Origin of the sequence: Maribacter halichondriae, from assembly GCF_027474825.1 — a bacterium.
Classification (GTDB): domain Bacteria; phylum Bacteroidota; class Bacteroidia; order Flavobacteriales; family Flavobacteriaceae; genus Meishania; species Meishania halichondriae.
Genome location: NZ_CP107030.1, coordinates 1,749,673 through 1,771,020 on the forward strand (window position 1 = coordinate 1,749,673; position 21,348 = coordinate 1,771,020).

Annotated in this window: 14 protein-coding genes and 1 pseudogene; 8 read left to right on the forward strand and 7 right to left on the reverse strand. The window is 41.1% G+C overall.

What is annotated here, in order from left to right; all coding sequences use genetic code 11:
- The first annotated feature begins 225 nt into the window (after nt 1-225).
- Together N8A86_RS08060 and N8A86_RS08065 are read left to right on the forward strand one after the other, a co-directional pair.
- Entirely contained in the window at nt 226-1,470 is a 1,245-nt protein-coding gene (locus N8A86_RS08060) for a M1 family aminopeptidase (protein ID WP_273568574.1), read from the forward strand.
- A gap of 211 nt (nt 1,471-1,681) precedes the next feature.
- Nucleotides 1,682-3,457 carry a serine hydrolase gene (locus tag N8A86_RS08065; RefSeq protein ID WP_273568575.1) on the forward strand — a complete coding sequence of 592 codons (1,776 nt, stop codon included), beginning with the start codon at nt 1,682-1,684 and terminating at the stop codon, nt 3,455-3,457.
- Between the two features lie 18 nt (nt 3,458-3,475).
- Here the strand turns inward: N8A86_RS08065 and N8A86_RS08070 are convergent, their stop codons facing one another.
- The 7 genes from N8A86_RS08070 to N8A86_RS08100 all read right to left on the reverse strand — a co-directional run bounded on the left by N8A86_RS08070 (nt 3,476) and on the right by N8A86_RS08100 (nt 12,027).
- A complete protein-coding gene (locus N8A86_RS08070; protein WP_273568576.1) occupies nt 3,476-3,880 on the reverse strand; it encodes a hypothetical protein in 405 nt (134 codons plus the stop codon).
- A gap of 318 nt (nt 3,881-4,198) precedes the next feature.
- Complete coding sequence (locus N8A86_RS08075) at nt 4,199-6,112, reverse strand: penicillin-binding transpeptidase domain-containing protein (protein WP_273568577.1); 1,914 nt, start codon at nt 6,110-6,112, stop codon at nt 4,199-4,201.
- 177 nt (nt 6,113-6,289) lie between these two features.
- Nucleotides 6,290-7,168 carry a hypothetical protein gene (locus N8A86_RS08080; protein WP_273568578.1) on the reverse strand — a complete coding sequence of 293 codons (879 nt, stop codon included), beginning with the start codon at nt 7,166-7,168 and terminating at the stop codon, nt 6,290-6,292.
- Between the two features lie 2 nt (nt 7,169-7,170).
- Nucleotides 7,171-7,902, reverse strand: a complete 732-nt coding sequence (locus N8A86_RS08085; protein ID WP_273568579.1) for a hypothetical protein — start codon at nt 7,900-7,902, stop codon at nt 7,171-7,173.
- Nucleotides 7,903-8,067: 165 nt separating this feature from the next.
- Nucleotides 8,068-9,279 (reverse strand): hypothetical protein, encoded by a 1,212-nt coding sequence (locus N8A86_RS08090; RefSeq protein WP_273568580.1) that lies wholly within the window; start codon nt 9,277-9,279, stop codon nt 8,068-8,070.
- Between the two features lie 28 nt (nt 9,280-9,307).
- A complete protein-coding gene (locus N8A86_RS08095; RefSeq protein ID WP_273568581.1) occupies nt 9,308-9,508 on the reverse strand; it encodes a hypothetical protein in 201 nt (66 codons plus the stop codon).
- A gap of 290 nt (nt 9,509-9,798) precedes the next feature.
- The gene (locus tag N8A86_RS08100; protein ID WP_273568582.1) at nt 9,799-12,027 is read right to left on the reverse strand and encodes a SulP family inorganic anion transporter; all 2,229 of its coding nucleotides are present in this window, start codon (nt 12,025-12,027) and stop codon (nt 9,799-9,801) included.
- A gap of 366 nt (nt 12,028-12,393) precedes the next feature.
- Between N8A86_RS08100 and N8A86_RS08105 the strand changes: the two genes are divergently transcribed.
- The 6 genes and pseudogenes from N8A86_RS08105 (at nt 12,394) to N8A86_RS08130 (ending at nt 21,346) form a co-directional block, all read left to right on the forward strand.
- The gene (locus N8A86_RS08105) at nt 12,394-15,420 is read left to right on the forward strand and encodes a type I restriction endonuclease subunit R (protein ID WP_273568583.1); all 3,027 of its coding nucleotides are present in this window, start codon (nt 12,394-12,396) and stop codon (nt 15,418-15,420) included.
- A complete protein-coding gene (locus N8A86_RS08110; RefSeq protein ID WP_273568584.1) occupies nt 15,413-16,684 on the forward strand; it encodes a restriction endonuclease subunit S in 1,272 nt (423 codons plus the stop codon). The genes N8A86_RS08105 and N8A86_RS08110 overlap by 8 nt, the downstream gene beginning before the upstream one ends.
- A gap of 3 nt (nt 16,685-16,687) precedes the next feature.
- Entirely contained in the window at nt 16,688-17,749 is a 1,062-nt protein-coding gene (locus N8A86_RS08115) for an AAA family ATPase (RefSeq protein WP_273568585.1), read from the forward strand.
- A 2-nt stretch (nt 17,750-17,751) separates the two neighbouring features.
- Nucleotides 17,752-19,364 (forward strand): annotated as a pseudogene (locus tag N8A86_RS08120) (type I restriction-modification system subunit M).
- Between the two features lie 315 nt (nt 19,365-19,679).
- The gene (locus N8A86_RS08125; protein ID WP_273568586.1) at nt 19,680-20,528 is read left to right on the forward strand and encodes an L-lactate permease; all 849 of its coding nucleotides are present in this window, start codon (nt 19,680-19,682) and stop codon (nt 20,526-20,528) included.
- Entirely contained in the window at nt 20,525-21,346 is an 822-nt protein-coding gene (locus N8A86_RS08130) for an L-lactate permease (RefSeq protein ID WP_273568587.1), read from the forward strand. Before N8A86_RS08125 ends, N8A86_RS08130 begins: the two co-directional genes overlap by 4 nt.
- Nucleotides 21,347-21,348 lie beyond the last annotated feature (2 nt).

Here is a 21,348-nt window from a genome sequence, read left to right on the forward strand (position 1 = left end):
GTCGATAAAATGATGTTTTTTTCAAACTACTCTTCAAAACGGTTGATTTATAGGACTATACATCCCGATTGAAAAAACATTAAATTCGTATTTCATCTTTTCCCACAATGCCAATGAAGCCCTTGGAGCGAAGGAAAATGTCCATTTAACAAAATGCAATTTTCCAAAATAGTTAGCACAATTTTTCTCTGGATATTATGTTCAGGGGGTTCTGTATTTTCTCAAATGTCATCGAAAACAAATGACCTAAATGTCTTAAGCTATGAACTACTGCTAAGTACGGACATGTCCAACGAAAGATTTACAGGAACCGTCAACATAAGTTTTCTAATCAGTCCGGAGGCAAGGGAGGTAGTCTTTGATTGTGGAAATCTTCAGATTACAGAGATTACCGGTAGCAAGGTCGCGGGCTTTACGCAAAAAAATAAAAAAGTAATCATCTCCTTAAACAGTAGGGACAAGACAGAAAATCACATCCAAATAACGTATTCCGGAAGTCCTTCTCATGGAATCGTTTTCATTCCCAAAAGTCAAAGTATCTATACTGTTTTTTCGACCAGTCAATGGATGGTGTGTAACGACTCCCCAAACGATAGGGCAACGTTTAAGATAGAACTATCTATTCCAAATGGCAGTCTGTGTATCGCTAGCGGGGTCTTAAAAAACACCTCTAATAAGGGTGACAAAACCCAATATTCATGGGTTCAGGATTATGAATCCCCATCGTATACCTACGGATTCGCAATAGGCCCCTTCAACAAATTCCAAGAAACCCATGGAAAAATCTCGCTCAATTACTACTCCACAAATCATACCTTAGAACAACTCAAAACAATTTTTCGGCCAACCGGAGAAATAATCGATTTTTTTGAGGCAAAATCGGGCATACCGTATGTTCAGTCCTCCTATTCCCAAATCCTAATCGGAAACCATTATCAAGAAATGTCTGGATTCTCAGTGTTGAAGGAATCATATGGCGAGTTAGTAATGAATGACAGTACGGAGACAAATCTAATCTCCCATGAACTGGCCCACCAATGGTGGGGAAACATGATTACCTGCGAGGACTGGAACCATTTTTGGTTGAACGAGGGGCTTGCGACCTTTATGTCTGCCGCCTTCAACGAACATAAATTCGGCAAGCACAAATACGAATCGGATATAGATTCGTATCGAAAGGTTTATGAGTCGGTTAAAAACAAGGGAAAGGATAAATCTTTGGTATTCGATGATTGGTTAAATCCCACAAGAGAGGATCGCAATCTTGTTTATTTCAAAGGGGCGTATGTCATACATCTGCTCAGAATGGAACTAGGGGAAAAGGACTTTTGGGGCGGAATAAAATTCTATAGCCAAGAATATTTCGGCAAGTCGGTCAATACCCTATACTTTCAAAAAGCGATGGAGGAATCTACAGGTCGCGACCTTAGCGCATTCTTCAATAAGTGGATAAATAAAACGGAAGGATAAGGACTACTAACATAAGGCGAATGAAAATAGCACCAATTACAACAAGGTAGCATTTTCAATATTTCGAAATTCTTAGCCAACCTTTCAACTAAATTTGTTCAAACCTTTGCAAAAGGACCGATTCAAGGCAAATGACACCTAGATGACACCTAGATGTCGTGCAGCTAACCAAGCGTTATCTATAGCTTTGTGACAACAAAATTTTATTTCAATGGAGAGTCATTCAATAGGAAAAAATCTAGTCTATCAAAGAAAGCGCAAAGGCTATACTCAAGAAGAACTATCGGCAAGAACCGAAGTAACGGTTCGCACCATTCAACGTATAGAGAAGGGCGATGTCAATCCGCATTTACAGACGATAAAATTGTTGGCCACCGCGCTCGACATTAATGTAGACGATCTCTTAGACTTGGAAAACCCCAAAGAGGAGGCCATTCAAAAAAAGTGGTTGCTCCTTTTGCATGGAACACCTTTGTTGGGGTTCATACTTCCTTTTTGCAATGTGCTTTTTCCACTTTTTCTTTGGATACACAAAAGGGAAGACAACGCACTTTATGACAAACACGGAGCCAAGGTTGTCAATTTTCATATCACCGTACTACTACTTTACGTGTTTTCATTTATAGCCTTATTGACCATCGAAAAATGGGGTTTTATAATTTTTGTTTCAGTCATTCCACTTTGCGTTTTGATTGTTTTGGCCAATATCATATACGCCGTAAAAAGTTATAAATGTTATTATCCGCTTTCAATCCCAATTTTGAGGAGTAAAGGTAGAAACGCCGCAAAGTCCTTTATACTCTTATTTGCGCTTTTGGTATTTACAAACTGTGCATCACAAAACACCAAAATGATTACTCGTATTGACGATTCAAAGATTACAACTACGGAATTGAGTCAAAAAATTCAAAAACTTGTTGATACGGCCAACGTTACCGGAATTACGGTTTCTATTTTCAACCAAGATACCCTCGCCTATCAAGAAGCGTTCGGTTACGCTAATTATGACAAAAAAGATAACCTTCAGGTAAATCAGGTATTTTATGGGGCCTCGTTAAGCAAATCGGTGTTCGGATATATCGTGGCACACCTTGTGAAAGACGGAGTCATTGATTTGGACAAGCCCTTACAAAGCTATTTGGACACGCTTATTCCCGAGCTGTATTTTGAAAAGGAATGGAGGGGTTTTAAGAATCTCAAAGAAGATAAAAGATATGAAAAGATAACGGCAAGGATGTGTCTTTCACATACTACGGGCTTTCCAAACTGGAGGTGGATAAGTAGAATAGGTGAATTCCAACGAGAGGGAGAAATCCAAATTTATTCCGACCCTGGAACTCGGTACAGTTATTCTGGAGAAGGAATTCGCTTGCTGCATATCGTGATCGAAAAAATTACGGGCAAAGGCTTGGAAGAACTGGCCCGAAAAATTGTTTTTGACCCATTGAAAATGGATATGACCAGTTACGTATGGCAACCTCGTTTTGAAGGAAAATACGTTCTTGGGCACACCATTGATCAAAAAACCATTCCTAAGGACACCGAAGACGAAGCCGGTGCGGCAGGTTCTATGGAAACCACCCCAGTAGACTATTCAAAATTCTTGGAGCACATACTTGCTTTAGAGTCACAAGATTCTCCAATAACCGAGCTGCTATTTTCTCCCAATATTGAAATCAAATCAAAAATGCAATTTGGGCCACAATCTCTGGAAACGACCACTGAAAATGAAAAAATCGGATTGAACTATGGTATGGCGTGGGGGTTGATCACTAAAACACCCTACGGAAAAGCAGTTTTTAAGGAGGGTCATGGCGAAGGTTTTCAACATTACTCCATTCTATTCCCCGAACAAAATATAGGGGTGCTTTTGATGTCCAATAGCGATAACGCAGAAAGTATCTTTAAGGAATTATTGGAAATCACCATTGGAGATGTATATACGCCATGGAAATGGGAAAATTATATTCCTTTCAACGCAGAATAATCTTCGATCGAACTTGCATTACCCTGTCGACCTCAGCAAGTCCATAATTTCCTTTTTATACTCCTGTATTTGACTTTCGCGTTCAGCAGTCAAAGCATCCTGAAGTTCAAAATCTTTTATGGGGAAGAGACTGTCCTTGACGGCATCCCATGGGCAATCGAGATTATCCGTTTCAAAACCCAGATATTCTAATTGCATCATTCGAATCTTCGTGGGGAAACCCTCCTGAAACTGTACCATTCTCCAATAGGCTGCTTTGATTTCAGGTGCAAGCACCGTTTCTTTCTGCAAATAGGCTTGGTAGAGCAACAACAAATAGGCCCCTAACTTTTTATAAAACAATCGCGATTCTTCATGCGGACTGTTCCCGGTCGTTTCAGAACCGTTAAAGTCATTCTCCTTTTTTTCGTGCAAATCGTTCATTGCCTTGATTTGTCCGATACCCTAGAAATGATTTCTTAATAGCGATAACACCAACAATCTCTTTGGTTTGCAGTTTGGCGGTAGTAAGGAAAGAGAAAGTAGTTATTATCTCGAATAGGTGTCGGTTTCTATTTTAAATTGGTCGTATTGAACTCGTGCGAATCTGCGAAAATTAGATTTAACCGCAAGGGGCGCAATGGTTTACGCAAAGGTCGCAAAGTTTTTTTGTTTTCCGAAGTTCTTTGCGCCCTTTGTGCCTTCTTGGCGCGCTTTGCGGTTAAAGAATTCAAATCGAATAGCTCAACACAGTCTCTTAAACTACTTATACAATTTGGAGTAGGCCATGGCGGCGAGAATTCCCGCAGAACCTCCACCTGACTTTGAGGGAATGGCGGGAGCACCTTTTCGTTGCAAAATCCCATTGTCATTTTTCACATAGCCTACCCAAACCACCACTAATTTTTTTCCATCGCTTAATACTGTCCAGCCGTCTTTGGCTTTTCCGGTCGTGCCCGTTTTGCCGTAGAATTGTTTTTCTTTAGGTAAAAATTCCACTAACCTGTGACAGGTACCCCCCGGTTCAAAAGCTGCTGGCAGCAAACCTTTTATGCCGTTCGCTTTTTCTTCGGAATACAATTGCTTTCGTTTTCTCGAACTGCCATCGTAAATCGTGTCTTGCAGATGCGGGTCGATGATATATTTCCACGGACTCAAGGGCACTGCTTCGCCTTTGTTGAATAGCATTTGATAAGCCTGGGCAATCTCCCATGGGGTCATGGTCTTGGTGCCGAGAATATAAGATTCCCCCAAACTGTACGGCGGATTTGAAGCCACCTCCAACTTCGAAAGTTTCGTCTCAACTGCCCTTGCGACTTTCAAAGGGTCGGCCTTGACCCGATAATTTACAGCAGCTTTGTTCAGGCTGTATTTCAAAACGTCGCCAACCAGCACTTCTTTGTTCAACAACTTCTTTCCGACGTTGCTGGGGTTGTATTTATAGTCTTTTAGGTCGCCATTGAACAAAGTCGTGTTCTCATCAAAATCATGGTTTTCGAAAAGCTCCAGAAAAACCAGAGGTTTCAAAACAGAACCGCATTGAAACCCCTCGCCATAATCCACAAAATTGGCCATGGCACCGCTGTTTTTTCTATTCCCAAGGGTCGCTTCTATTTGTCCGGTTTTGATATCGATGGTAATCAAGGAAACTTCCAAATCGAATCCGTTGACGGACAATTGCTTTTGAAAGCGTTTCGAAAATTGTTCCACGGCCTCTTGCAATTTCACTTGTTTCTCTTGGCTGATCGATGAAATATATTGTGTAGCAAAACGCTTCGAACCTTTTCCGCGATTGCTTTTGAGAAATTGGGTAAAGGCAGTGCTTCGACGAAGTTTGTTGCTTTTGCTGAAATCAAGATTTAGCTTCCGCATGGCCTCCAATTTTGCTTTGTCAGTATCGGTCTCTGCAATCAGTTCAAAAAAATTCAGAATGTGTTCTTTGATTTCCTTTTGGTTCGAGAAACGGTTATTACAGAGCCATCGCAAATCGCTTGCGCCTTTTAAAGTTTTAACGGTCAACAACATTTCGAGATCGTTCAGCTCATTTGGCGAACGCCCAAAAATGGCATAAGAGGCGAGAATCAGTCCAGAGAAATCGCGCTCGTACCAGAAATTACCCGAATAATTGGTGTAGGCCACTAATATTTCTTCGGGACTGGCGGACTTTACCATCTGAAACGCCGCCAATTGTTCCCCATATTTCCGGGATAGATAAATGGTTCCGATACCTTCCTTTTTATGGATGGCATTTTTTAAAAGCTGTTGTGGAATATTCGAACCTCCGTCTGCCTTGCCTTTGAACAATCTCGCTATCCCTGAAAAAGACATTCCGTAGAAATTATCCTTCCCGATTCCGAAGAAATTCTTGCTCTCGACCTTGGTCAAAAAATAGACATAATTCTCGGGGAGTTCTTCATAGGAAAGCACCGGCACGATCGGAAATTTATTCAACATCCCTTTGGCATCCATCGCCGCCAATTCTTCGGTTGTGAGATTATTATTGAGAATGGTATTATCCCCGAAAACGGCCAACAGTTTATGATTTTCATCCCGCACCGCGGAAACAAAATTCGCTTGGGGTTCCATCTTCATTTTTAAGGGCCAAACAATATGGAACAGGATCAGCGCCAAAAAAATACCCCCAACAATCTTTAATGCTTTTAGCCAATCTTTCATTTGTTCTAATTCTATTGTTTTTTATTGACTCTACTTTGATGGCCCTTCGACTCACCTGCTGTCATGCTGAGCTTGTCGAAGCACTTCAGCAGTACTTCGCTGACCCTTCGACAAGCTCAGGGTGACACAGAGATTTTATTTAAATTTTCTTCATGCTCAACTCTTTGGCTCATTTCATCACGCCTTTCGTTTTTCAAAATCAGTGATAAATCGAATGAGATGATACATCGCCGGCGTGACCCATCGCCAAAAAACAAAGAGCAAGCCGCCATTGAATACCAGTGCGACGAAGAGTCCGAAATTGGAGGGGGCGTACATCCGCAGATAGGCCGGAAGCAGAAACAGCGACCCCAATGCGACAAAAAAGGCAATGACATTCCTTGGCGACGAAAACACGCCTGAAAGCCAATGAAACTTGACCGATAGGGCCTTTACCCCCAAGGCCATTTTCACCCATGGATAATGAAAATACAACCAAGCCGCAATAAACAGGCAAGCCGTGAAATGCAACCGGGCAATAAATACCGCAAAGAAGTTATGAAAAATGCGCCAGCCACTCTCAAAGGTCTGGAAGGGGTACGAAACGTACAGCAGTGTTTCAAAAAACAAGAACAGCCCCAGACACATGAACTGCAATTTCAATCGATCATGCGATAGGTTGTAGCTCGAAACGATGTTCAACTTGCTCAAACAAAAAAGCACGGCATACAATCCCGAAAAATAGGAGATGGCATGAAGTCCGAAATACGAAAGCGGATATTTAATACTCCGCAGGGGAGAAAGCATTTCGGAATCGTACCAATACACATTGTTCATCAAGATATTGTACTCGATAACGCTTGACGAAATGCTCAAACAAAAAGCGGAAAAAAGCAGCTTGCTAAAGACAAAACATAAAAAACTGGTACCCATACCAATCAAAAGGACTTTCAAAGTCCCCCAACCTTCTTCTTTGGCAACTTGGGCATTGAACCAGTTTTTTCTAGGGATATAGAATAGCACACAAGCCACTAAGGCCGCGAATAGGAGTATTGGATATATGACGACCGCGGGCATGCTTACAGGGTTGTGATTCCGTCGGCAAATGAAACTTTGAGGCCGAGATGTTCTTCCAAAGCATACTTCCAGAAAGCCCTGGCCTTATGAACCACCCCAGAATTTTTGGGTTCCGACATCACGATAAAGACCACTTCCTTTTGTGCGGTCTCCGAAACCCGATCCGGCAAATAATAGCCGACCATGTCTTTATAGGTTTTCTCCATTTGCTCGGGCGTCGTGGGCGGGTTCTTGTAAAAATTCACCACAGGGTTATTCTCGATCAGGTCGCTGACCACGATCACGGTACCCTCCGTTTTGTTAATCGCCTTCATCAAAGTCGGGAATAGCGAAGTGTTTTCCATTTCCCCCAAGGAATCCAGGCTATGCAAGTTTTCTTCATGGGCGGCATAGAAATCCCGCCACCCGATGACCAGTTTGTTTCTTGCTTGGCCCCAATCGGTATGGGATAGCGCCGTCGAAGTCGGATTGTAATAGCTGTGCGTTGAAATAATCCCGAAATCGTAGTTTACCGTAAAACACTTCGGTGTTTCGGTCAGCCCCAATTCGTGATTGACCAATTGTTCGAAATTTTCCTTCCGTAGTTCGTGCTTGGCCTTATCGATAAGTAACGAGTCGGTAGCATCGACCAAAATGGTGATGTTTCGGGTGGTCACGGTTTCGCATTCGGTGTTGCAGCTTGTGAATAGTAGGGTTACTATCGCTAGGCCACATAAAATAATTCGCTTTTCCATTTTTATGTTTTTGTTCTTTAAAGTGTCACCCTGAGCTTGTCGAAGGGCGGTTGAAGCGCATTCTCTGAATTAACCAAGTCTTCGACGAGCTCAGACTGACAATTCGTAGTAGTATTATACATAGCGGCCGGTCTCGATTATTTTTAAGTAAATGCCCATTATGGGCTATATTTCCGTAAAATCATAGTCCTTCCAGCTGACGGGTTCGTTTTTACCGAGATAATGCTCGAAGTGTTCGCGGTACTTGTTGATTTCCTCGAACGAATTGATTTCCAAGGCGCTTAACTCTTTTTGGTAATCGGATATTTGTTCCGATAGGGCCGAGGCTTTGGCCTCAAGCACGGAAACATCGCCCAAAATTCGTTTGAACTCGACCTTGCCCGCTATATGTGATTCGCCTAGCTTTTTTTCCAATTTTCCAAGTCGTTTGTACGAGCCTTTGAGCTCGCTGAATTTTAGGTCCAAGTCTAACTGTTGTGGTGAAGCTTCAACCGTCCGCTTGGGCGTTTTCTCCTTTTGGACTTTTACGACCACCTCTTTTCGCCCATAGATGCTCCTTACCGCATTGGTCAGAAAAAGGGCCAAGGTCACCATCATTATGGCGCCTAGAATCAAGAATCCGTTTTTAACAAAGAATGCTGAAAAGGTCAAGGTCTCGTCTAGGGCCTGCGATTCAAAAAACCACTCCATCACCGTAAAGGAAAGTATGGCATAAACACTCAGAATCAACAAGGTCGGAAGCCAGACCCATCGCAATGAAATCTTTCTCGAGGTCAAAAAACTGGCTGCAAATACAATGGGAATAAAGAACACCGATCGCAAAATGATTTCGGGCAGGTCGTGCGTTTCGGTCAGGATGTTATAGAACAAAACCCCTTCCCCAAAAATGAAGATTACTTCAATGATGTACAAAACCCAATACGGAAACCGCTTTGTTTTCGGTTCCTTCTTTTCTTGCTTTTTTGGTGGCTCCTTTATGGGTTCAAAATCTTCGGCGTCGATAATCTCGTCGACATTATATTGGGGTACTAAAGTGTCACCGTTTAATTGACAGCGGCGAATATGATTTTTGATGTCCGTTTTTTGATGGGTGATGAGCCCTTTTAAATCCGAGATTTCTTCTTCAATGGCGATGGTGTTCGATTTATTGATGGCAACCACCTCTTTTGATAATTGCCCTTTTACGATTTCCATTTTATGAATGTGCTCCGATAACGATTCGCTGAGTTCACCGATCCGTTCGTTCAGGCCGTACTTTTGGGTCTTGTACCCATTGATGATCTTCTTCTCGTCTAAAATGAAATTTTGGTGCGGCATCATGCCCAGATTCGCCGCGCGATAGGCCATATCTTTTAACTGTTGATTTGAAAAGACCATTTTTTTTAAAGGAGTTAGGGGTTAGGGGTTAGGAATGTAACATTAAGTACAGCTCGGTCTCTAGGGAAACCCGATGGTCGCGCGTGTCGGAAAATATGATTTTTTCTTCGCCGTTTTCGATGGCTTGGATCTCTGAAAACAGCGCATCCATTTTGGTTTGATCATATTCGATAATGGGCTTGCCCCAGATCGATTGATCCTTTTTAAAGAGTTTTTGTCCCAGTTTCATTTGTTGATTTTTAATGTTCCTTTATGGTCAAATGTAATTCGCCAATAAACTTTCTTGATCATGTCAAGCATTTTCATGGCTCATTTCATAATGTGTGTTTATGCGGTTTGTAGGTTAATCCGCTAAACAGAAATTTCGGGACATTTTATTTTGAAGTTTTTTATGGAAAGTGAATTTTGAGCCTATAAAATTCCGGCTATTTCGCCGAATAGAAGCTGCGTCTTAAACAGGGAGTGGATTCCTAATGCATCCTTTTGTGAGCTGTAGAATCCCTATAGCTATCGGGAGGACTACGATTTTTCTTTTAAGAGCTTGGCCAGTGCTGCAGCATACTCTATAAATGCCATGGTTTCATCGGTACGTGCCAATTTGATTTTATCAAAAATGACCAGGGCCTCACCATTACTTTCTATATGATAAATCTGATGATTTTCGAAAAAGCGAATGATTTCAGGGGTAAAAAATGACCGAATCTCAGATTCATTATTCCCCATAAGTAGGAACTTTTTGGAAAAATCCGGATACATCTCAAAATCAATGTCTTTATAACCCGTAAATGCCATCACTCGGTCAAATATTTTTTCTAAAACTCCTTCTTTTTCCATCGTGAAAACAGGTATTTTCTTATTCAATGTTAAGACCATGAGCGTGGTATTAAACGTCTCAGCTGTAAAAGCCTGGCCTTCATTGAAGGTTACATCCGCAATTTCCCAAGACACATCCAGATCTTTAAATTTTCCTTTCAGACAATTCGTTTTTCGTTCGATAGGTCTAACTTCAAAGAAGTGGAAATTCTTTAGATAGGTCGTATTCCAATTTACTTGATTCGCGTATTGATAATCCCTTTCGTTGGCTAAGTTTTGCAATCGAGTTTGCCTAGGTGATAATTTTGCTACGGTATTGTTCAAAGAAATTTTCAAAGCTCTATTATAGGTGGATGACGAAACGTGCGCATCCAATCCATTTATGACCACCTTACCGCCGGTATCATTTTGCGTTTTTAAGTAATCCACTAGAAAATCCATATAGGTTATGCCTACCAATTTTGTTTCCGATAAATCAATATTGACATCAGCTCCTGAAGGAATTTGAGCCACCAATTTATCGACTTTCAAAATGCCCAAAAAGTTCGCGATTCCTTTGATATTCAAATCGTAACTGCCATCTGAATTTGTCACCAAATTTGAACCCGATTTATAGATCATCTTAAAAAATTGAGGAATAGGCACTCTCGCCAATAGCATATGACTGATCATGGCCAATACCAATCCGCCAAGTAGTCCGATCAAGAGATTCGTATACAGGGTCAAGACCATTGTGGCAACAAAGAATATCAATTGTTCGGTTCCTTGATTATAGACTTGTTTGAAGACGGCGGGCGAAGCCAATTTAAATCCGGTATAAACGAGTAAAATGGCAAAAGCACATAAGGGCACTAGTCTCATTACCGGGCTCAATACCACAATAAATAACAACAACAGCAGCCCTTGATACATATTGGACCATTTGGTCTTCGCGCCATTATGTATATTGACCGTTGATCGAATAATCACGGCAATAATGGGCAAACCCCCGATCAACCCTGCTACGACCGTACTCATTCCGATACCGATCAAATCTTTGTTCAGATCGGTCTTTCGCTTGTACGGGTCGATTTTGTCAACGGCTTTTGCAATGGCCAATGACTCGATACTGGTGATGATCAAGATGGATACAACGGTCGTCCAGAATTCAAGGGTATTGATTTTGCCAAAATTAGGATGCAGTATTGAATCCATAATGTTATCGGGAATGTCCAACAGTAGTGTAGGCCCTACCTCGTAAGCCTTTCCGAAGAATGAAAGCGTGTGTTGGTCAAAGAAATTGAAAAAATAAACAAACGGAATGGAAAGCATAACGACCCACATGGGCGCCGGCAAAATATGGAAAAACCGATTGGAAATCTTGGATTGAAACAATAATAAAAGTAGACCTGTCATAGCAATGATCACCACAAAAGGATTGGCTTGAGGTAAATATACGACCGCATCAATGAGGTTTTGAACAATACTCGGGCTATCGGAATGCGTGCCGAGGGCAACGTGTATTTGTTTTGCAAAAATGATAATTCCGATGGCTGCCAAAAGGCCATGAATCACTGAAGAGTGAAAGATATCTGCCAGTCGGCCTAATTTCAAGACACCTAATAAAACTTGAATGGCACCTGAAACCACCACGGCTGCCAATACATAATTGAAGGCTTGCCCCGTACCATCATCCATCAGGGCAATACCCAAAAGAATGACCGCAATAACGCCTTTGGCAGGGCCGTTGACCGATATATGACCCCCGCGATACAGGGTGGTTACAATACCGCCCACAACCGCTGATAGAATGCCCGACATTGCCGGAGCCCCAGCGGCCAAAGCAATGCCCAATGAAAGCGGTAAAGCAATGAGTGATACACTGACCGCTGCGATCAGGTCACTTTTCCAGTTTTCCACTAAGCCCTGAAAGCCTTTTTTGGGAGCGGTTTCCATGTATTCAAAAATTCTAGGGTTGGTAGCAGCTAAATGCAAACGCGCAAAATAGTGATAATCCATTTATCGCGGGAGATAAACAAATCAAAATACAGCGAAGAATTTAGATAGGAGTGTTTAGATATGAGATTTGAGAAGTTAGATATGAGTATTGAGTAAGGGGTAAGGAATTTAGCATGAGGTATAACTCTTTACAGAAGGTGCGTTCTGTAAAGAGTTATTGCTTCTTTATTCGTAAGTTGTTGAATCCGCTACACAGTAATTTGGGGCATTTTATTTTTAAATATCTAAAAATCTATTCTTCTCTGTTAAAACTGTGAGGGTTTTAGTACATTGGGATTTTATTCAGAATCTTCCAAAAAGTTAATGACCAAAGAGCACCAAATAGAACAAAATCTAATAGAGCAGCTCAAAGAGTTGAAATATACTTATCGAGCTAATATTGTCGACAGAAAATCGCTGGAGCAAAACTTCAAATCCAAATTTGAAGCATTGAACCGTGTGCGCTTATCGGAAAGTGAATTTTTACGCTTACGAGAAGAAATCATCGAACCTGATGTATTTGCTGCTTCTAAAAAGCTACGAGAAAGACAATACTTTCAAAGAGAAGATGGAACACCACTACATTACACTTTAGTCAACATCAAAGACTGGTGTAAAAATGACTTTGAAGTAATAAGTCAGTTACGCATCAATACAGAAAATAGTCATCAGAGATATGATATCATTCTTCTTATTAATGGACTACCAGTAGTTCAAATTGAATTGAAGAAGTTGGATGTTTCACACCGTAAAGCCATGCAACAAATTGTGGATTACAAAAATGATCCAGGCAATGGCTATACGAATACCTTGATGTGTTACATGCAATTGTTCATTGTGAGTAACGGTTCAAGAACCATCTACTTCTCAAACAATAAAAACCAACACTTTCAATTTAATGCAGATGAACAATTCTTGCCTGTTTATGAATTGGCGGATGTAGAAAACAAAAAAATCAATAACCTAAATAGTTTTACTGAAAAATTTCTTGCCAAGTGCACACTTGGTGAAATGATTAGCAAATACATGGTATTAGTAGAAAGCGAACAGAAGTTGCTCGTGATGCGACCATACCAAGTATATGCCGTAAAGGCTATTGTGGATTGTATTCACCAGAACCGTGGAAACGGCTATATCTGGCACACCACAGGTAGTGGTAAAACACTGACTTCATTTAAAGCCTCTACGCTACTAAAGGACAATGCAGATATTGAAAAATGTTTGTTTGTAGTTGACAGGAAAGACCTTGACCGACAAACTCGTGAAGAGTTCAATAAATTTCAGGAAGGTAGTGTAGAAGAAAATACCAATACCGAAACCTTGGTAAGACGATTACTTTCTACCGATTATGCCGACAAAGTAATTGTTACCACCATTCAAAAATTAGGCATTGCATTAGATAGCACCTATAAGAAAAACTACAAAGAGCGTTTAGAGCCGTTGAGCGACAAACGAATTGTTTTCATTTTTGACGAGTGCCATCGCTCGCAGTTTGGTGAAAATCATAAGGCGATTAAAGAGTTCTTCCCCAATGCACAATTGTTTGGATTTACAGGAACGCCCATTTTTGACCAAAATGCCACGTATAGGCAAATAACAGGTGAAGAAGAAACATTAAAAACCACAGACGCCATTTTTGAAAAGCAGTTGCACGCTTATACCATTACGCATGCCATAGATGATAGAAACGTTCTTAAGTTTCATATTGACTATTTTAAGGCCCGCACTGAGCCTGCCGAACGTGGTGAAGGAACCGTACAAGCTAAACCTGGAGAAGCAATTGCCCAACAAGCCGTTGCAGAAGCGATTATCGACAAACACAATGCAGCTACCAATCAACGCAAATTCAATGCGGTATTGGCAACTGCCTCTATCAATAATGCCATTGAATACTTCCGTTTGTTCAAAGCCATTCAGGAACGAAAGAAAAGTGAGGATGAAGATTATGTTCCGCTCAATATCGCTTGCGTGTTTTCTCCGCCTGCTCAATTGATTGCACAAAATGGCGACCAACAAAGCCAAAAGAATGCAGCTGACATTAAACAACTTCAGGAAGATTTAGCGCAGGAGAAAGAAGACAACAAGCAAAATCCTGAAGAGAAGAAACAAGCTCTGATAGAAATTATTGCCGATTATAACCAGCAGTTTGGTACCAATCACGACATCAACAATTTTGATATCTACTATCAGGATATTCAAAGACGAATCAAAGACCAGAAATTCACCAATAAGGACTATCCGCACAAAAACAAAATTGATATTACCATAGTGGTAGATATGTTGCTCACAGGTTTTGATTCCAAATACTTGAATACGCTATATGTGGACAAGAACCTGAAATATCACGGATTGATTCAGGCATTTTCACGCACCAATCGGGTATTGAACGATACCAAGCCTTACGGCAATGTGCTCGATTTCCGATCGCAACAAGAAGCAGTAAATCAAGCTATAACACTCTTCTCTGGTGAAGATGGAAGTAAAGCCAAAGAAATTTGGATGGTGGATCCTGCTCCAGTGGTGATTGACCAATACCAAAAGGCAGTGGAAGCGTTGGGCGATTTTATGAAAGAACACAACTTGGTAAATGAACCACAAGAAGTTTACAACTTGCGCGGTGATGCTGCGAAGATTGCTTTCGTAAAAAACTTTAAGGAAGTACAGCGATTAAAAACCCAACTCGACCAATACACCGATTTAGATGAGCAGCAGAAAGAATCCATTGAAGCCATTCTGCCTAAAGACAATTTGCAAGAGTTTAGAAGCTCGTATTTAGAAACGGCTAAGCAACTGCGGGAAATACAGCAAAAAGAAGGAGAAGACGCTCCTGAAGATATACAACAACTGGATTTTGAATTTGTACTCTTTGCCTCTGCGGTAATTGATTACGATTACATCATGAGCTTGATTGCCGACAGCACACAGCAAAAGCCTTCTCAACAGAAAATGTCCAAATCTCAAGTAATTAGTTTGCTAAAATCCAACTCTAACCTGATGGAAGAAGAGGAAGATTTGACAGACTATATCAACAGTTTGGACTGGGAAAGCGGAAAAGATGTAGAAGCGCTTCGCCAAGGCTATGAAACCTTTCGAGTAGAGAAATACGACAAAGAGTTGGCCAAAATTGCCAACGACCATGGATTGCAAACAGCAGCCTTAAAAACCTTTGTAGAGCAGGTTATGAACCGAATGATTTTTGATGGAGAAAAACTCACCGACCTGATGGAACCCCTGGAACTGGGTTGGAAACAACGCAGTAAAGCAGAGATAGCCTTGATGCAGGATTTGGCACCCCAATTAAAAAAACTTGCCCAAGGGCGTGAAATTTCAGGATTAGCAGCTTATGAGTAAGGATAAATTGATACCAGAGTTGCGTTTCCCTGATTTTGAGAAGGATGGTGAATGGGATGATAAGGTTCTAGGTGAGATTTGTGATGTACGGGATGGCACGCATGACAGTCCCAAATATGTTTCGGAAGGATATCCCTTAATTACCTCTAAAAACTTACTTGAAAATGGGGAAATGGATTTTGACAATGTTAACTACTTGTCAAAAGATGACTATGATAAAATCAATGAGCGTTCTAAGGTTGATATTAATGACATCCTATTTGGGATGATAGGAACAATAGGTAATCCAGTTATCGTAAAAAGAGACGGGTTTGCAATAAAGAATGTAGCCTTAATTAAAACTAAAGGTGAGCTGAATCAAGAATATCTTATTCAGCTTATGAAAAGTGATTACATCGATAAACAGTTTCAAAAAGCAAATGCGGGAGGTATACTAAAATTTATTGCGTTGGGAATGATACGGAAACTTAATATTCCGACACCCCAACCCCGAGAACAACAAAAAATCGCCTCCTGCCTTTCTTCTTTAGATGAGCTATTGGCAGCCCACAACGAAAAGCTGGACGCCCTCAAAGACCACAAAAAAGGCTTGATGCAAAACCTTTTCCCGCAAGAAGGCGAAACTTTGCCGAAGGTTCGTTTTCCGGAGTTTGAAGGTGATGGGGATTGGAAGAAAAAGGAATTAGGTGACTTGATAACAATAAAAGGAAGAATTGGCTATCGCGGTTACACGAAAGAAGATATTGTAGCAAAGGGTGAAGGAGCTATTTCAATGAGCCCAAGTAATATTAGCGCACAGGGTACTTTAAGTTTTGAAAAATCAACCTATATAACTTGGGATAAATATTATGAATCTCCCGAAATTATGTTAGAAAATGGTTTTACAGTTCTTGTGAAAACAGGCTCAACTTTTGGTAAAGTTGCATTTATCACTAACCTAGTTGAAAAAGCAACAATCAACCCTCAATTAGTTGTTTTAAAACCAAAGGACATCAATAATTTCTTTTTATATCTCATTGTTTCAAACAATGCGGTTCAAACTCAAATAACAGCAACTGTTGTTGGCGGTGCGATACCAACTTTATCTCAAGACAGCATTTCAAAATTTGAAGTGATGATACCAAAAGAAAAAGAACAACAAAAAATCGCTTCCTGTCTTGCGGCTGTAGATGAATTAATCAATGCCCAAGCAGATAAAATTGAGCAATTGCAACAACATAAAAAGGGTTTGATGCAGGGTTTGTTTCCAAAAATTGAGAGTTAAGAGATGGCGACAATAAAGGAAATAGCACAGCAAATTAAAGATGGTAAACAGCCGATAACGCTGATTTATGCTTTTAACTCTACTGGCAAAACCAAACTATCTGTTGAGTATAAGAACCTTACCAAAAAAGAGGATGGTAAACATGCTGGTGTTTATTACAATGCCTACAGTGAAGATTTATTCAGATGGGATAATGATGAACCCAATGGAAACGAAAACATGCGGCTTGAAATAATGAAGAGTAGTTTGAACCCATATTTCAGCTCCATTGTAGAAAATCCCGACCTATTCGAAGAAAAATTAGCTCCTTATTTACCAAAATACACGTTTGAATTTGACAAGAATAAAAATCCAGAAATAGGAATTGATGCTATTCGATTTTCCAGAGGAGAAGAACCCAATATTAAAATATCCAGAGGTGAAGAACGGATTTTCATCTGGTGCTTTTTCCTTGCCTTGTTTGATGCAGATGCATGGACTGGCGAACAAGATTCCCACTACTTCATTGATGACCCAGTTTCAAGTTTGGATGACCATAATGTTTTTCTTACCGCTGATTCGCTTATTCGAATTATTGACGAAAAAATCAAACCCAATACTGAAAAGCGATTTATCATAACTACCCATCACATCGGTCTTTTTTCTATTCTGTCAGATAGATTGATGAATAGCACACATAGAAATAATACCAAGCGGAGCATTCTAAGTATTCAAAATGACGAGTTGTCTTTAAAGAATCACGACAAAGATGTATTTCTATATCACTTGTATCTAATGCAAGTATTGAATGAGAATATTACTGAGAAAAAAGCAATGGGATACCATTTCGTTCTACTGCGGCAGCTTTTGGAGATCATTTCTTCATTCCTTGGCACTGGTGGAATAAAAAAAGCTTTAGAGAGTATTGGTTACAAGGATGACCTTGAAAAGGTAAGTAATCAAGTAAACGCTTTATCTCATAAAGATGCAAGGCAACAACCAGCAGAATTAAATCCTGAGGATGCAGACTTGCTGAAAAAGATATTCCGTGATATTCAAACCAAATTCGAATTTATAGTTCACTAAGAATGACACAAAAAGAACAACATAAAAAACTAGGCGATACCCTTTGGGGCATTGCAAACGATTTAAGAGGAGCCATGAATGCGGATGATTTCCGTGATTACATGCTGTCGTTTTTGTTTTTACGCTACTTATCGCACAACTACGAAGAATCGGCCAAAAAGGAATTGGGATCTGATTACCCAAAAGTAGCAGAAGATGATGGTCGCACGCCTCTTGGTATTTGGTATGCCGCCAACGAAGAAGATGTACCCGAGTTTGAAAAGCAAATGCGCAGAAAAGTGCACTATGTTATCAAACCAGACCATTTGTGGAGCAACATTTCAGAATTAGCTCGCACCCAAAATGGAGAATTATTGGTCACGTTGGAAGAAGGTTTTCGCTATATAGAAAACGAATCGTTTGACAACTCTTTTCAAGGGCTGTTTTCAGAAATCAACCTAAATTCTGAAAAGCTTGGCAGAACACCAACCGAAAGAAACAAGAAGTTGTGCAACATCATCCAAAAGATTGCAGAAGGCATTGCTGATTTTTCCACCGATACCGATACACTTGGAGATGCCTATGAATATTTGATTGGTCAGTTTGCTGCAGGTTCGGGAAAAAAAGCAGGTGAGTTTTATACGCCACAACAAATTTCCACCATCCTTTCAGAGATTGTCACATTAGACAGTCAAGACCCATCTACAGGCAAGAAAAGCAAGTTGGAAAAGGTGTTGGACTTTGCTTGCGGTTCAGGTTCCTTATTGTTGAATGTTAGAAAGCGTATCAAAGACAATGGCGGTACAGTAGGTAAAATTTACGGCCAAGAGAACAACATCACCACCTACAACTTGGCAAGAATGAACATGCTTTTACATGGCATGAAGGACACGGAATTTGAAATCTATCATGGTGATACTTTAAAAAATCAGTGGGATATTTTGAATGAAATGAACCCTTCCAAGAAAACCGAATTTGATGCCATAGTTGCCAATCCCCCTTTCAGTTTGCGTTGGGAACCAAATGATACATTGGCAGAAGATTTCCGTTTTAAAAGCTATGGTTTAGCTCCTAAGTCAGCAGCTGATTTTGCTTTCCTATTGCACGGTTTTCATTTCCTTGGAAAAGAAGGCACAATGGCTATCATTTTGCCTCATGGTGTATTATTCCGTGGTGGTGCAGAAGAGCGAATTCGTGAAAAGCTACTGAAAGACAACAATATTGACACAGTAATTGGCTTGCCTTCAAACCTATTCTATTCAACAGGTATTCCGGTTTGTATTTTGGTACTAAAAAAATGCAAAAAGAAGATGATGTGTTATTTATCAATGCCAGTGAGCATTTCGCTAAAGGTAAGAGACAAAACACTCTTGCGAAAAAGAACATTGCTAGTATCGTAGAAACGTATAAGTACAGAAAAGAAACAGAACGCTATTCTCGAAAAGTCTCAATGGACGAGATTAAAAAGAATGGCTACAACCTGAACATTTCAAGATATGTAAGTACAGCTGAGGATGAAGTGCAAATTGACTTAGGGGAGGTAAATGAAAAGCTGACTTCTATCAACGAACGAATTGAACAGAAGACACTAGAACACAACGCATTCTTAAAAGAGTTGGGACTAAAAATAATTTAAAGAAAGCCGAGAGCAAGTTTAATCATGCCATCTTACTAAATTTAATAGGTGTATTTAAGACCACCTTTTTTGAACTCTTTACATTAATCCTATTAAACTTGATTTCATAATAGCCACTATAACCTCTAAAACAAACTTTAAAAACCCAATACTCTTTACAAAATCCGCTTTTTGTAAAGAGTTATAATTTTGTCAAATGTTGATGCGGACCAAAAAATTGTCTCCCCCAACACCCAATTATTGACGCTCGATATTGCATCGTATCTTTTTGTATTTTCAATAACTCCTACAAAACCCTTGTAAAACCAAACCCGTATGTCTGGATCCGTCCTTGCGCTATTGGCTTTTTCGCCCATACTATTGGCTGCCATTCTGCTTGTAGGTTTTCGGGTACCCGCCAAAAAAGCCATGCCAGTCTCATTTTTGGCCACTGCCGCAATGGCCCTAGCGATTTGGGATATTCCGATTTTGGATCTAGTGGCATCGACTATTCAAGGGCTGTTTATCACATTTGACATTCTGTATATCATTTTCGGCGCTATTGTGCTCTTGAACCTCCTCAAATATTCAAGGGCCTTGAAAGTGATACGTGAGGGCTTTGCAGACATATCGAACGATAGAAGGGTGCAGGTAGTGATCATCGCCTGGCTGTTCGGTTCGTTTATCGAGGGCGCCGCAGGCTTCGGTACCCCTGCGGCCATAGTCGCACCCCTGCTGGTGGGCTTGCGGTTTCCTGCATTTTGTGCAGTAATGTTGGGCATGATGGTACAGAGTACGCCCGTATCTTTTGGCGCCTTGGGCACTCCGATATTGGTAGGGGTCAGTGGGGGTATCCAAAGCCCTGAACTCACGGCCGAACTCCTCGCCTCCAGTTTGGAATTTTCTGAATATATTCAATTGGTAACCGTAAATGTGGCGCTCTTGCATGGCATAACGGGCATTTTGATGCCTACGCTGATGGTGTGTATGATGTGCCGTTTTTTTGGTAAAAACAAATCTTGGAAAGAGGGCCTGCGCATACTGCCCTTCACTATTTTCGGGGGTCTCGCCTTTACGATCCCCTATGTGTTGACAGGTCTTTTTTTGGGGCCTGAATTTCCTTCGTTGCTCGGGTCCTTGATCGCTATACCCATTGTCGTACTTGCCGCAAAACGGGGGTTTTGATCCCGAAGAAAACATGGGACTTTGACGAAGAAAAAAATTGGCCTAAATCATGGTTCGGTACTTTAGACGTAAAATTGAACGATGAGGGCGGGCATAAAAAAATGCCCTTGGCCAAAGCATGGTTGCCCTATTTACTCATGGCCGGGCTGTTGGTAGTATCGCGACTTCCGCAACTGCCTTTTAAATCCTGGTTGACCAATATCAAGATCGCATGGCCAGAGATATTGGGTACTTCCATTTCGGCATCGAGTAGTCCGCTCTATCTGCCCGGTACTATTTTGCTTCTAGCGGGGATCCTGACCATTGGACTGCACCAAATGAAGGCCGCCGATGTCAAGACCGCTTTTGGCGATAGTGCCAAAATGCTTTTGGGTGCCGGGTTCGTACTGGTTTTTACGGTTCCCATGGTGCGAATCTATATCAATTCTGGTGTAAACCCGTCTGAACTTCCTGGCATGCCCATCGCCATGGCGGAATGGGTGGCGGGTGCCGTGGGCGATGTGTACCCCATGTTCGCTCCTTCCATCGGGGCCCTGGGTGCCTTTATCGCTGGTAGCAATACGGTAAGCAATTTGATGTTCGGCTTGTTCCAGTTCGGGGTGGCGACGAAACTGGCGATGCCCCCGGTTATCATTGTGGCGTTGCAGGCCGTGGGCGCGGCAGCGGGCAATATGATCGCGATCCATAACGTCGTGGCCGCTTCGGCCACCGTCGGCTTTCTTGGAAAGGAAGGTATGGTACTCAGAAAGACCATAGTGCCCACCATTTATTATTTGTTGGTAGTTGGCATTTTAGGACTAATTTTTATTTACTTGTAAAC

Excerpts from the sequence above, each read along its gene's own strand:
- N8A86_RS08060 (WP_273568574.1), top strand. The coding sequence starts at position 226 with ATGTCATCGAAAACAAATGACCTAAATGTCTTAAGCTATGAACTACTG.
- N8A86_RS08065 (WP_273568575.1), top strand. The coding sequence starts at position 1,682 with ATGGAGAGTCATTCAATAGGAAAAAATCTAGTCTATCAAAGAAAGCGC.
- N8A86_RS08070 (WP_273568576.1), bottom strand. The coding sequence starts at position 3,880 with ATGAACGATTTGCACGAAAAAAAGGAGAATGACTTTAACGGTTCTGAA.
- N8A86_RS08075 (WP_273568577.1), bottom strand. The coding sequence starts at position 6,112 with ATGAAAGATTGGCTAAAAGCATTAAAGATTGTTGGGGGTATTTTTTTG.
- N8A86_RS08080 (WP_273568578.1), bottom strand. The coding sequence starts at position 7,168 with ATGCCCGCGGTCGTCATATATCCAATACTCCTATTCGCGGCCTTAGTG.
- N8A86_RS08085 (WP_273568579.1), bottom strand. The coding sequence starts at position 7,902 with ATGGAAAAGCGAATTATTTTATGTGGCCTAGCGATAGTAACCCTACTA.
- N8A86_RS08090 (WP_273568580.1), bottom strand. The coding sequence starts at position 9,279 with ATGGTCTTTTCAAATCAACAGTTAAAAGATATGGCCTATCGCGCGGCG.
- N8A86_RS08095 (WP_273568581.1), bottom strand. The coding sequence starts at position 9,508 with ATGAAACTGGGACAAAAACTCTTTAAAAAGGATCAATCGATCTGGGGC.
- N8A86_RS08100 (WP_273568582.1), bottom strand. The coding sequence starts at position 12,027 with ATGGAAACCGCTCCCAAAAAAGGCTTTCAGGGCTTAGTGGAAAACTGG.
- N8A86_RS08105 (WP_273568583.1), top strand. The coding sequence starts at position 12,394 with ATGACCAAAGAGCACCAAATAGAACAAAATCTAATAGAGCAGCTCAAA.
- N8A86_RS08110 (WP_273568584.1), top strand. The coding sequence starts at position 15,413 with ATGAGTAAGGATAAATTGATACCAGAGTTGCGTTTCCCTGATTTTGAG.
- N8A86_RS08115 (WP_273568585.1), top strand. The coding sequence starts at position 16,688 with ATGGCGACAATAAAGGAAATAGCACAGCAAATTAAAGATGGTAAACAG.
- N8A86_RS08125 (WP_273568586.1), top strand. The coding sequence starts at position 19,680 with ATGTCTGGATCCGTCCTTGCGCTATTGGCTTTTTCGCCCATACTATTG.